The sequence below is a fragment of the Urbifossiella limnaea genome (assembly GCF_007747215.1).
In the GTDB taxonomy this organism is placed as follows: Bacteria; Planctomycetota; Planctomycetia; order Gemmatales; family Gemmataceae; genus Urbifossiella; species Urbifossiella limnaea.
Window position 1 is genome coordinate 7,671,952 of sequence record NZ_CP036273.1, and the last position, 12,451, is coordinate 7,684,402.

Sequence of the window (12,451 nt, forward strand, 5' to 3'; positions counted from 1 at the left end):
AGGGCGTCGCCGATGAAGACCCTGCCCGTCGAGTACCGACTCCGCGTCGTCCAACTCACCGAGGAGGGCGCCTCCACGGCCGAGGTGGTCGAGGCGCTCGGGGTCAGCCCGTCCTGGGTCCGGTCGATCAAGGCCCTGCACCGGGCGGGGGAGCCCCTCGCCCCGAAGTCCAAGGCCAACCACCGGCGGTCACTCGCCGACCGGGAGGGCGACCGGATCCGCGCCCGCGTCCGGGAGAAGCCGGGCACCACCCTGGCCGACCTGCGCCGCGACCTCGGGCTGACGACCTCGATCGCCAACCTCTGGAACGCCCTCCGGGCGCTCGGCCTGTCGCTCAAAAAAAGTCGGTCCGGGCGGCCGAGCGGGACCGGCCCGATGTCGTCACCGCCCGGGCCGAGTGGGCGGTCGCCGCCGCCGGCCTCGACCCCCGCCGGCTCGTCTTCCTCGACGAGACGTTCGGGACGACCAAGATGACCCGCCTCTACGGGTGGGGGCCGACGGCCGAGCGGGTTCCCGGGGTGGTCCCGTTCGGGCACTGGAAGACGACCACCTTCCTGGCGGCGTTCCGGCTCGACGGGCTGTTCGCCCCGCTGGTCATCGACGGGGCGCTCAACGGCGACCTGTTCCGCGCGTACGTCCGGCAGGAGTTGGCCCCGCGGTTGCGGCCCGGGGACGTGGTGGTGATGGACAACCTGGCGACGCACAAGGTGGCCGGGGTGGCCGAGGCGATCCGCGGGCGGGACGCCGGACTGGTGTACCTGCCGGCGTACAGCCCGGACCGGAACCCGATCGAGCAGGTGTTCTCGAAGGTCAAGAACGAACTCCGGCGGCGGGAGCTGCGGACGGTACCCGAGGTGGAGGATGCGTTCGGGCAGAGCCTCGACTGGATCACCCCGACCGACGCCCGGAACTACTTCGCTCACGCCGGATACCCGCCAGACTGAAACTGGAACTGCTCTAGCGGCGAATCCTGGCTCTCCCGCAGAGTTGGTGGAGGTCTTTCCTCTCGGGCGCCGAGTTGTTTCGGTTTCGGCGGGGTGGGTCACCCCTTGCGTCGCACCCGAGCCCGGAGCAGCTTCATTCCGGCTCGGCCGAACATCTGCCGTTTAATCCCTTTCAGCCGGCCGACCTGGCCTTCCACTTGGCCATTACTCCACGGCTCCGTCATCGCCGCCTGCACGGCCGCCGCGTCCGAGAGCAAGCTGTCCGCCAGGTTCCTCAAGTCGGGATCGCCCGACACGACCACCTTCGCCGCCCAATCGGCCATCGTCGTCGCCTGCTTCCGACGGATCATTGCCATCAACTCCTCGGCGGCCCCCACCGTCGCGTGTGCCGCCGCATTCCGCTCGCGGAGGTGCTTCAGCACGCGGGTCGAGTGACTGTCTTCCTTCGGGTTCACCACCCGGAACGACAGCCGTCGCGCCGAGGGCGCCTTTCGCCCCGGCGGTCGCGTGTTCGCATCCCGCCGCCCCGCACAGACTCTGCGGCCGGTCAACCGGATCAGGTACCGGCGGACCGCGTCGTACCCGCCCGCGTAGCCCTTCCCCCGCAACGCCCGCTACAGGTCGCTGATGGTGCGGTTGGCCTGCTCTTCCGCCAGCTCGCGGACCCCGTCCCACCTGCAACGCCCGCTACAGGTCGCTGATGGTGCGGTTCCCGGCCACCACCCACTCGGCTACGAACGCGGCGAACGGGTAGAGGGCGGTCACCGTCGGGCGGCCGGGTGACCAGTCCGGGCAGCGGTCCAGTCGCCGATACCGGAGCACGACCTTGATGTCCAAACCCAGCCGCCGCGCCACCCCCGACACGACACGCCCCCGGCCAGTAGCACCTTCAACTGACGGAACCGCTCCTCCCGCTCCCGCCGCTTCTCCGCCCGGCGTCGCTCCGTCGCGGTCGTGGGCTTCGCCTCCGCTTCCGGGGTCGGTGTCGCCACGGCGTCCTCCGCGGTCGAGACCGGCAGGATCGGCGGTTCGGTCGTCGGCCCGTTCGTCCCGTTCGGCGCATGTTGGGTCGGGGTGTTCACCTCCGCGTTGGCGGCGCGGACCTCCGGGCCGACGCGGGAGAGGATCCTCTCCACCGCCTCCCGCACGTTCCGCAGCAGGTGGAACCGATCGGCCACCTGCTGCGCGTTGGGGGCGGCGGTGGTGGCGGCCTGGATGTACGCCGGTCAGCGGTCGCGGGTGATCACCTCCACCTGCGGGTTGGCCGCCAGCCACACCTTCACCGCCTCGCCGTCGCGGCCGGGCAGCAGGTCGATCACGGTCCCCCGCTCGAGTTCGATGAGGATGGTGCCGTACGAGTGCCCCTTGCGGGTGGCCCAGTCGTCGACGCCGACGTACCGCGGCCGCGGCGTCGGCTCGTCCGGGGCGTCCTTGACCCGCCGGAGGATGGTGTCCGGGCTGGTCGGCAGGCCCAGCTCGGCGGCCAGACGCGCGCCGCCCTCGCCACCCAGGGCCAGGCCGAGGTGTCGGTGGGCGTCGGCCAGCTCGCCAGTGGTGTGGGCGTGCGGCGCGGTCAACTCCGGCAACCGCTCGCAGAACACCCGCCGCGGGCAGTCGGCCCGGCGGCAGACGAACTTGCGGGCGGTGACGAGCAAGCGGACCGGCCGGCCGAGGCACGGCCGATCCCGAAGGGTGCGGCGGTAGCGGCCGTGGACGGCGGTTGACGCCGACCGGCACTGCGGACAGGGCGCGGCGTCCGCGGTGGTGGCGAGTTGCACCGCCACACCGGCCGGATCGATGGCGACATCGGTGATGCGGACGCCGGCGTCGGCCGGCAGCAGGGTCTGGAGGAACGCGGCGTCCATGACGACCTTCGGCGGCCTGCCGGGCGGGAATTGCAGGTGATACCAGCTAGAATTGTACGCCTGTTACACACCAACTCCGCGGGAGAGCCAGGATTCCGTGCTAATCACCATCGTCCCGCTATCTCTTCTTTCCCAGCCGGCGCAGTTGTGATTTCCTTCCGGGCCGATAGCCGTCGGCTTCGGCGCCCCCGCGCCACGCTCGCCGGGTTTCTCGCCCTTGGTCGGGTTGGCGACGGTGTGGTAGTGGTCGCGGCGACCCGGCCGGCGACCTCGCGATCAAGGCGTTCGCCTGGCCGATGCTGGTGCAGGCCGCGGGACTGGCCGAGAAGCGCGGCGACGCCCTGAAACTCACGCCCGCCGGGCGCGCCGCACTGGGCGCCGAGGCGCCCGCGGTGCTGAAGGCGGTATGAGGCGCGTGGCAGAAAAACCAGCTGCTCGACGAGTTCGCGCGGGTCGAGGTGGTCAAGGCCCAGGGGCGCATGACCCTGAGCGCGGCCTCGGGCCGCCGTAAGGCCGTCCTCGGCGTGCTGAAGGATTGCCTGCCCGGGGCGTGGTTCGCGGTCGACGACTTCTGGCGGCTCATGCGCGGGATCGGCCGCGGGTTCTCGCTCGTCGGGGAACGCGACGCCTGGGAGTTGTACCTCTTCGAGCAGGAGTACGGCAGCCTCGGTTACGAGGACGCGCATGCCTGGGATCAGCTTCAGGGGCGGTTCGCCCTCGTGTTCCTGTTCGAGTACGCGGCCACACACGGGGTGCTCGAGGTGGCCTACGTCCCGCCGCGGGGCGCGCGGGGCGACTTCTGGGACCGGTGGGGGGCCGACGACCTCTCCTGCTTCAGCCGCTACGACGGGCTCCTGTACGTCCGCATCAACCCGCTCGGCGCGTGGCTCCTGGGGCAGGCCGAGGAGTACCGGCCCGCGGCCCCGCGGCGGACGGACGCCCTCCGCGTGCTGGCGAACCTGGACGTGGTCGCGACCCACCCGCCGCCGGTCGCGGACCGGCTGACGCTGGAGCGGTTCGCCGACGCGACCTCACCAGCGGTGTGGAAGCTTTCGGGGGCAAAGTTCACGGACGTGGTCGAACGCGGCGGTCGGGCCGAGGAGTTGCGGGCGTTCCTGGCGCGGGCCGCGGGCGAGCTTCCCGCAGCGGTCGAGACGTTCCTGGCCGACCTGGAGCACCGGGCCGGGCAACTCCAGGACGACGGCCCGGCTCGACTCTTCGGGTGCGCGAGCGCGCACGTCGCGGCCGAACTCGCGAGCGACCGGCTGTTGAAGCGGGAGTGCCTCCGCGCCGGGGACCGGCACGTGGTCGTCCGCGAGGGCGATCTCGCGGTGGTCCGGAAGGCGGCCCACCGGCTCGGGTACGTCTGGCCGCTCCCCGGCGATTGACCGCCCCAGGGGGTCATCACGTCCCATTCCCCCCGAGTCGCAGGTTTTTCTCGCCCGCCGCCTGCCGATCCGGCACAATAAGCAAGACCGACCGGCGCGACACCACCCCGCAGCGCGATGCCCCCCACCGACTCGATGCCTCTCGACCGGTTGCAGACCCGCCGCGCGCAGGGGGTGCCGACCGTCACCATCCTCGCGGGGCCGATCGGCGTCGGCATCCAGGCCTGGCGGGGCTGGGCCGCGACCCGGGGTCGTACCGTCCGGCCCGCCTCCGACGCCGACCCGACCGCCCTGGTCGCCGGTTGGGCCGAGGACGCCTTCGCCGCCGGACTGGTCGACGACGCCACGGCGTGGCTCGCGGCCGTCGCGGGCGCGGACGCCGACCGGATGACGCGCCACGACCTCGACCGCCTGTGGCAGGGGCTCCCGATCGACCCCGCCGCCCCGGCGGCGCGCGCCGCGTACCGGGTTCTCGCCGACGCGGCGACCGGCGCCCGCCCCGACCCCGAGGCGCTCGTGCGGGAGCTGGCCGACCCCGCCGCGGTCGTCCGCGGGCTGACCGGGCTCCTCCCCGAGCCGCGCTGGCCGGCGCTGCTGCTGGTCGAACCGCCGGGCGCCGACCCGGTCGCGTGGCTGACGGCCGCCACCGCGGCGCTGGAGCCGCTGGTCGCGGCCGAGCCGCGGCTGCCCGTCGCGGTCGCAGTCCGGGCGGAAGGCGTCGAGCGCTTCCTCGCGGCGCGGGCCGGAACGCGCGGCGCCGCCCTGGTCCGCGAAGGGCTGGTTGAAGTCCGCGGGGTGAGCGGCGACGAACTGACGCAGCGACTGCGCGCCGCCGGGGTGGACCCGCCGCCGGCCGCAGCCGCGGCGCTGACCGCCGGCGGGCTGGCCGACGACGTGGCCGATGCCTTCGTCGCCGCGGCCGCGACGGTGCGGCGCCCGACCGCGGGGGACGTGGCGTCCGATTTCCGAAGCGTGCACGAGCAGTTCCTGTTCGAGCAGCTGGAGTCGCTCCCGCAGACGGCCGGCCTGTTCCGTCCGAACGCCGAGTTGCCGTTCCGCCACGGCCCCCGGACGGGTGAAGCCGACCTGCTGGCCGAGCGGCCGCGGGTGGCCGTCGAGGTGGACGGGGCGGTGTTCCACCTGCACCCCGAGCAGTACCGCCGCGACCGCCGGAAGGACTGGCTGTACCAACAACACGGGTACGTGGTGCTGCGATTCCTGGCCGAGGACGTGGTCGAGAATCTGCCGGCCGTGCTGGCCACGATCGTGGACGCGGTGACGCAACGACTCCCCCGCCGAGGTGCCTGCCCTTGACTGACGTTCTCGCCCCGCCGACCGGCGTCGCACTCGCCGACCTGATCCTCGCCCGGCTCCTGCCGGCGAAGACGAGCCTCGCGCCGACGAAGCTCCGCGCCGACCTCTCGCCGCTATTCCGCGGCCCGCCCTCGGCCGACGCCCTCGCCGACGCGGTGGCCGAACTGCGGGCGGCCGGCCTCGTCTCCGCGAAGGGATTGCGGCTCACCGACGCCGGCCGGGAACGGGCGCGGGCGTTTCTTGGGGTGGAGGCGCTGCCGGGGAAGGGCGACTGGTCCGCCGTGAAGTCGCGCTGCCTCCTGCCGATGGCGCTGGGCCGCGACGCCCCGACGGACGCGAAGCGGCTGGCCGCGCTCCAGCTGACGAAGGCGCTCGGCCTACCGCTCGGTCCGAACCCGACGCTCGCGGCCGTGGTCGAGGCGATCGCGTGCCGGGAGCTCGGCTTCCCCGAACTCACGACCCTCGCGGCGGTCAAGCGGGCGGCGCTGGCGCGGGCCTTCGGCGCGGACGTATCCCTCACCCCGAAGGCCGCCGAGGCGGTGGTGCCGCGGGTGCTCCTCAATTTGAAAGGCGACGGCGTCCGCGGCGCCATCTTGGCCGACTGGGTCGCCGCCCAGTCGGCTCGCGTGCCGCGCCCCGCGGCGGAGGAGCCGTTCGACCTGGAGATGTTCGCGGCGACGGTGCGGGCGGTGGCGCGCGACTGCCCCACGGGCCGGTTCGGCGGCAACAAGGTGTTCATCAGCCACTTGTGGTGGCAGCTGCGCGACGAGCCGCGGTTCGCCGCGCTCGGCGCCGACGGGTTCAAGACAAAGCTGGTGGACGCGAACCGGGCCGGCCTCCTCACCCTCAGCCGGGCCGACCTCGTGCAGCTGATGGACCCCGAAGACGTCCGCGCGTCCGAGACGACGTTCCTGACGGCCGTGTTCCACTTCGTCGCCGTGGAGGACGCACCATGACCGCAACGACCACGGCCCCCGCCGCCGACCCGCGCGCCGCCGCGTTCGCCCGGCCCGACGGCCCCGAGGTGTTCGGCGGGGTCGTCCACGGGAACCAGGTGTGGACCCCGGACCCGTTCGACGTGGAGACCGTCCACCCCGAGGCGCGGGCGGCGTTCGCGCGGCTGCTCGCCCGCGCGTCGTCCGCCGAGCCGCCGCCGCACGGCAAGACGCTCCTGCTCCTCGGCGAGGCCGGCAGCGGCAAGACGCACCTGCTCCGCGCCTTCCGCACCGCCGCCCACGCCGCCGGGACCGCGTACTGCGGCTACCTCCAGATGACGAGCCGGTCGGCGAACTACGCCCGCTACGTGCTCAGCTACCTGATCGACTCGCTGGAACAGCCGTACCGGCCGGGCGCCGCCACCACCGGGCTCGGCCGCCTCGCCCGCGGCCTGATCGACGCCCTCGACATGATCCCCGCCGCCGACCGACAACGGCTGTGCGACGACCTCCTCGAACCGGCCGAGGTCGCGGAGCTGGTCTTCCGCTTCGCCGACGCCGCGGTGCAGTACCCGCAGTTCGCCGGGCTCGACCCGAACCTCCTCCGCGCCGTGCTGTTCCTGCTGCCGAACGACGGCCGCATCCGCCCGAAGGCCCTGAGCTGGCTGCGGTGCGAAGACCTGCCGGACCACGACCGGAGGATGCTCGGCGGCCTCGTGCCGCGGCCGGGCGACGAGATGCCGCTGCGCACGATCGTCGGCCTCGGCCGGCTGATGGCCGCGGTCCAGAGCGCGGCGCTGGTGCTGCTGGTGGACCAGATCGAGGAGGTGATCGAGCTGGCCCGCCGCGACGCGGCGCCGGGCGAGCTGTTCCGCACAGCGGTGAACACGCTCGTGGACGTGGCCGACGCCCTGCCGACGGCGGTGGTCGTCGTCGGCTGCCTGAAGGAGCTGTTCGACGAGATCGGCCGGCAGTCGCTGCCGCGGCCGAAGCTCGACCGACTGGAACACGACCCGGCCCCGCTCCCGCTCGCCTCGCGGCGGACGGCCGAGGACGCGGCCGCGATCGTCGCCCCGCGGCTGGCCGCGCTGTGGGACGCGGCCGGCGTTCCGCCCGACCCGGCGAACCCGGTCGCGCCGTACACCGCCGCGCACCTCGCGCCGCTCGCGGGGATGTCGGCGCGGGCCGTCCTCGCGTTCTTCCACCAGCACCGCAGCCGGTGCGTCGAGGCCGGCCGCTGGGTCGAACCCGCGGGCGCGACGCCGCCCCCGCCCCCGCCCCCGCCGTCCGACTTCGACCAACTGTGGAACGACGCGCTGGCCGCGCAGAAGCCGCCGCTCGTGGACGAGCCGAAGCTCGCCGAGCTGCTCGCGTGGGCGGTGGCGGAGGCGTCCGCGGAGGCGGACGGCGGCGTCTTCTTCGGGGCCGAGGCGGACGACCGGTTCGTGCAGGTCGAGGCGCACGCCGGGAACGCGGTGGACAAGCAGCTCGCCGCGGTGTGCGACAAGAGCGCGAAGGGCGGCGGCCTCGGCAAGCAGGTCGAGGAAGTGGTTTCCCGCGCCGGCGAGATCCCGGCCGTGTTCCTCCGCTCGACCGACTTCCCGAAGACCCCGGGCGCGGAGGTGACGAAGCGGCTGGCGAAGCTGTGCCTCCCCGTCGGCCGGCACCGCCGGCACGTCGTCGCCAACAGCGACTGGCGGCTGATGTCCGCGTTCCGCACGTTCGCCGCCGCGCACGGGAAGGCGCCGGGGTTCGCCGACTGGCAGCTCGCCGCGAAGCCGCTCACCGGCCTGCCGTCGCTGCGGAGCCTCCTCGCACTCGACACGCGGCCGGCCGCACCGCCCCCGGCGCCGGTCGCGCCGCCGGCCGTGCTGCCGAAGGAGGCGGCCCGCGCGGCTCCCCCGCCCGCCACGCCGGCCGCGATCCGCCTCGGCCAGACCCGCGGGGCGGCGCCGGCGGCCGTCGAGTTCGACCCGCAGTCGCTGTGCCGGCACGCCGCGTTCCTCGGCGGCTCCGGCAGCGGCAAGACGACCGCGGCCCTCACCGTTGTCGAACAACTGCTCCTGTCCGGCGTCCCCGTCGTACTCGTCGATCGCAAGGGCGACCTGGCCCGCTACGCCGACCCCGACGCCTGGATCGCCCCCGAGCCGGACGCCGACCGCGCCGCCCGCCGCGCTCGGTTGCGCGCCGCGATCGACGTGGCGCTGTACACACCGGGGAAGGACGCCGGCCGGCCACTGGCCATCCCCGTCGCCCCGCCCGACCTCGGCCGGTTGCCGGCCGCCGACCGCGAGCAACTGGCGCAGTACGCCGCTGCCGCGCTCGGCGTCATGCTCGGCTACAAGTCTCGCGGCTCCGACCCGAAGCTCGTCATCCTCCAGAAGGCGATCGAAACCCTCGCCGCCGCCCCTGACCGGGTCGTCACCATCAAGGCACTTCAGCTGCTGGTCGGCGACCAGGACGACGCGCTGACGAGCCACTTCGACGGGCAGTACGAGGCGAAGCACTTTACGAAGCTGTCGCAAGACCTGCTCACCCTCGGCCTCCAGCACCGCCGACTCCTTGAAGGGTCCGACCGGCTCGACGTGGACGCCCTCCTCGGCCGCGGCGCCGCGGCCCGCCCCGGGAAGACGCGGCTGTCGGTCGTCAGCACGCAGTTCCTCGGCGACGAGCAGGCGGCGGACTTCTGGGTGTCGCAGTTGCTGCTGGCGGTCGAGCGGTGGACGCGGCAGCACCCGTCGCCGCGCCTCCAGGCCGTGTTCCTGTTCGACGAGGCCGACAGGTACCTGCCGGCGGTGGGGAAGCCGGCGACGAAGGGGCCGATGGAGAGCCTGCTGCGGCGGGCGCGGTCGGCGGGGGTGGGCGTGTTCCTGGCGACGCAGAGCCCCGGCGACCTGGACTACAAGTGCCGCGACCAGGTGACGACGTGGCTGGTCGGCAAGGTGAAGGAGACTGTGGCGGTAGGGAAGCTGCGGCCGGTGCTGGAGGCGAAGCCGGGGGCTGCGGACCGGCTGGCGGAGCAGGGGGCGGGCGAATTCTACCTGGCCCGCGAGGGCGACGTGCGCCCCGTCCGGGCGGATGTCTGCCTGATCCCGCCCGCGCAGTTGTCGGAGGACCGCATCTTGGCAGTGGCCCGGCTCGGCGGCGCGGCGGGCGGCTGACCCGCCGGCCCGGTCGTCCCCCGACTCGCTTACGGCAGCCGCGGTGGCGAGCCGCCACCGGTCTTCTTCCCTTGCCGCCGCTGTTGTGACTTTCTGCCCGGTCGGTAGCCGGTCGATTTCGCCGGCGCCGCCCGGCGCTCGCCGGGCGGCTCGCCCTTCGCGGGGTTGGCGACAGTGTGGTAGTGGTCTCCTAGCAGCGCCGCGTCGGCCTGCCGCCGCTTCGCCGCGATCGCCTCCTTCGGCGGGTGGGCCGGGATCAGCCCCTCGCATCCGCCGATGAGATCGGCGCGACCCGCCTCAATGAGCGCCTCGCGGACCGTGAAGTAGTTATCGGGCTTGAAGAACTGCATGAGGGCACGCTGCATTTTCCGGTCTTTCAAGCCGCGGGAGACGTGGACTTCCTTCTTGGTGAACGGGTCGATCCCCGTGTAGTAAAGTGCCGTGGCGATGTCACTTGCGCCAGGGAGATACTCGATATTCCTCCAGTCGTACGGCGTTCACACCAGCGACGGCAGGTCGCGCAGCAGGCGGCAGTCCGTCTCGTAGCGCCGCACCGCCCGCTCGTAGGAGCCGGTCGTCTTCGTGAGGACCAGAGTGTAGGGCCGCCCGGTGCGCTCGAGGCGATGGCTCACATCGCTCCGGTGCCGCTCGATCTGGTGAATCACGTGACTGCGCCGGTCCTCGCTCGCCGGAATGCGGCCGACCGCGGCGGTCGGGTCGGCGAGGAAGGTGTTGAGTTGCGTGCAGTAGCCGCACCGGCACTCGACCGTGGCGGGCCGGGCCCAGTCCGACGGCGGCGTCGGCTCGCGGGCCGTCGCCCGTTCGAGCTCGGTCCGCACCGCATCGAGCCACGCCCGGAGCGGCGGGGGGACCGACCCAAACCGCTCCCGCGACCACGGCACCAGCGCCTTCAGCGCGGGAACCTGGCCGCAGTCCAGCGTGAATTCGCTCGGCGATTCCCGAACGAACCGGACCACCCGGGCCAGGTCGTCGTCGCGGCCGGCCGCAGCCAATGCCCGGAGTAGGGCCGGGAGCGAGGCTTCGGCGGCGGTCGCCGTCGTGCGGTCCGGCGGCGCCCACCGCGGCTGGCTCGCACGTTCGCAGAAGCGGGTGACGGCGGCCTTGCACAGCTCCCCGGCGAGGAGCCGCCACTCGGGGTCGTGCGTCCGCTCGCCGCAGACCTCGGCCAGCCAGTCCAGGTCGCGTGGCGCCAGCTCGCGCCGGTGCCCGTACTGGTTCGCCGGGGGGGACATCAGCAGCTTCAGTTCCCGCCCGAACGCGTCCCACCCGAACTCGCGGCACGCGGCGACGACGAACGTCGTGAGCGGCGTCACGTCGTCCCGCTCCGCCAGGACCGTCAGGAAGGCCGCGACGGCGTCCCGGTCGTGCAGCGCCAGGACGGAGGCCGGGAATTGATCGCAGGGCGAGGGGGCGGCGTGAGAGTGGGAATGCCGGTGGGGCCAGTTCGCCACGAGGGCGCGGGCGAAGCGGAGGCACTCGCCGCGGGCCGGTTCGAGCTTCGCCTTCGGCGTCTTCGCCAGCTTCTTCACCAGCGAGCAGAACTGCGGGATGCTCGCGGTCGCGTTGCCTCGGGTGACCACGTCGTAGTGCCGCTCGCGGGGCCAGACGACGACGGCCGAGCGGTGGTACCACCGGTCGAGCGTGTTGCCGGCGTTGCCCGTGTAGCCCTCGTACTCCTCGGACGTCGGCTTCCAGTCGTCGAGGGGGACGGAGGAAACGACGGCCGCGGGGTCGAAGGCGACGGCCCCCCACGGCTGCTTGCGGCCGTCGCGGTCGGCCCACTCCTCGCCGTACAGCTCCTCGTCGATGACCTCGCCGACTTCCACGCCGTCGGCGCGCGATTCCCGGTCGTCCTCGTCCTCGTCGTCGCCGTAGTAGCCGTACTCGTCGTCCTCGTCGAACGCGGAATTCGTGAGGTGGCGCGACACCTGCGCCAGATGCACGAGGCACCCGGCGTGATCGGCCGCGGCTGCGACTTCCTCGGCGCGCGTCCGGTCCGCCCCTTTGAGCAGGTCGAAGGACAGGCCGCGCTGCGTGTAGTGGTGGTCCAGCGCGAACACGAGCGGTTCCGCCGGGTGACGGGCGACCCACCCGCCGATCGCCGCGACCAGTGCGTCGGCAGGCGCCGGTTTCGCGGGCCGAACCGCCCGCTCCGGCGCCAGGACCAGGTTGTAGGCCAGGGCGAGGCGTTGGCCGTGCGTGACGCGCTCGACTTCGTGTTCGCAGTCGGCGTAGAACGCGGCGAACCAGGCACCGTTCCCGGCGGCGGCTTCCCGGAACGGGATTTCCCGCTCGGCGGGGCCGTGCCGCACGACCAGCCGTCCGCCCTCGAACGGGTTGGGGAGGACGGCGATCAAACTCGCCACCATCCGGTCGTGCTTTTCGCTGTCGCGGTGGGGCCGGAAGAACCCGCCCTTCTCGTACACGAGCAGCTTGTAGAGTTTGGCTTCGAGCCGGTCGGCGGGCAAACCCAGCGCGGCCGCGGTCGTTCGCGTCGCGGCCGCAATTGCCGAGGTCCACTCGTCGCCGAGGCGGAATTTCTGCGGATCGAGTTCGAACGTCTTGCGGACCCGTTCGTCGACGAGCGTCTCCGTGCCCTTCCCGAACGGTGCGACGTGGCAGGCCGCGATCAGCGCCTTCGCGGCCCCGCGCCGCAGCGGCACCGGCACCGGCCCGATCCCTTCGACGACCAGCCCGGGATCGGCCACGGGCAGCGCGCCGTCCACGACGAACTTCGCCGCCCGCGTGGCCTGCCCGATCGCGGCCGCGAGCCAGTCCAGTTGCGTGGTACCGGTGTCGCGTTTCTTCCGCGCCTTCGACATC

Annotated in this window: 8 protein-coding genes and 2 pseudogenes; 6 read left to right on the plus strand and 4 right to left on the minus strand. The window is 73.2% G+C overall.

Translation table 11 applies throughout. The features are described from left to right. Positions 1-12 precede the first annotated feature (12 nt). Together ETAA1_RS33275 and ETAA1_RS32595 are read left to right on the plus strand one after the other, a co-directional pair. Positions 13-135 (plus strand): annotated as a pseudogene (locus ETAA1_RS33275) (helix-turn-helix domain-containing protein); the annotation flags it as partial. 167 nt (positions 136-302) lie between these two features. Next, on the plus strand, positions 303-944 hold the full coding sequence (locus ETAA1_RS32595; protein ID WP_238389510.1) for an IS630 family transposase: 642 nt from the start codon (positions 303-305) through the stop codon (positions 942-944). Between the two features lie 98 nt (positions 945-1,042). Here ETAA1_RS32595 and ETAA1_RS30740 read toward each other — a convergent pair whose 3' ends face one another. Both ETAA1_RS30740 and ETAA1_RS33280 read right to left on the minus strand, forming a co-directional pair. Further along, positions 1,043-1,402 (minus strand): transposase, encoded by a 360-nt coding sequence (locus ETAA1_RS30740; RefSeq protein WP_315851285.1) that lies wholly within the window; start codon positions 1,400-1,402, stop codon positions 1,043-1,045. A gap of 303 nt (positions 1,403-1,705) precedes the next feature. Continuing rightward, a pseudogene (locus ETAA1_RS33280) lies at positions 1,706-2,809 on the minus strand (ISL3 family transposase). Between the two features lie 479 nt (positions 2,810-3,288). Between ETAA1_RS33280 and ETAA1_RS30755 the strand changes: the two are divergent. The 4 genes from ETAA1_RS30755 to ETAA1_RS30770 all read left to right on the plus strand — a co-directional run bounded on the left by ETAA1_RS30755 (position 3,289) and on the right by ETAA1_RS30770 (position 9,607). Next, a complete protein-coding gene (locus tag ETAA1_RS30755; protein ID WP_145244415.1) occupies positions 3,289-4,197 on the plus strand; it encodes a hypothetical protein in 909 nt (302 codons plus the stop codon). A gap of 117 nt (positions 4,198-4,314) precedes the next feature. Further along, positions 4,315-5,511, plus strand: a complete 1,197-nt coding sequence (locus ETAA1_RS30760; RefSeq protein ID WP_145244416.1) for an endonuclease domain-containing protein — start codon at positions 4,315-4,317, stop codon at positions 5,509-5,511. Continuing rightward, a complete protein-coding gene (locus ETAA1_RS30765; RefSeq protein WP_145244417.1) occupies positions 5,508-6,467 on the plus strand; it encodes a hypothetical protein in 960 nt (319 codons plus the stop codon). Before ETAA1_RS30760 ends, ETAA1_RS30765 begins: the two co-directional genes overlap by 4 nt. Next, entirely contained in the window at positions 6,464-9,607 is a 3,144-nt protein-coding gene (locus tag ETAA1_RS30770) for a helicase HerA domain-containing protein (protein ID WP_145244418.1), read from the plus strand. The genes ETAA1_RS30765 and ETAA1_RS30770 overlap by 4 nt, the downstream gene beginning before the upstream one ends. A gap of 29 nt (positions 9,608-9,636) precedes the next feature. Here ETAA1_RS30770 and ETAA1_RS30775 read toward each other — a convergent pair whose 3' ends face one another. After that, the gene (locus ETAA1_RS30775) at positions 9,637-10,083 is read right to left on the minus strand and encodes a DUF3362 domain-containing protein (RefSeq protein ID WP_145244419.1); all 447 of its coding nucleotides are present in this window, start codon (positions 10,081-10,083) and stop codon (positions 9,637-9,639) included. A 21-nt stretch (positions 10,084-10,104) separates the two neighbouring features. Beyond that, a complete protein-coding gene (locus ETAA1_RS30780; protein WP_145244420.1) occupies positions 10,105-12,450 on the minus strand; it encodes a 2OG-Fe(II) oxygenase in 2,346 nt (781 codons plus the stop codon). Position 12,451 lies beyond the last annotated feature (1 nt).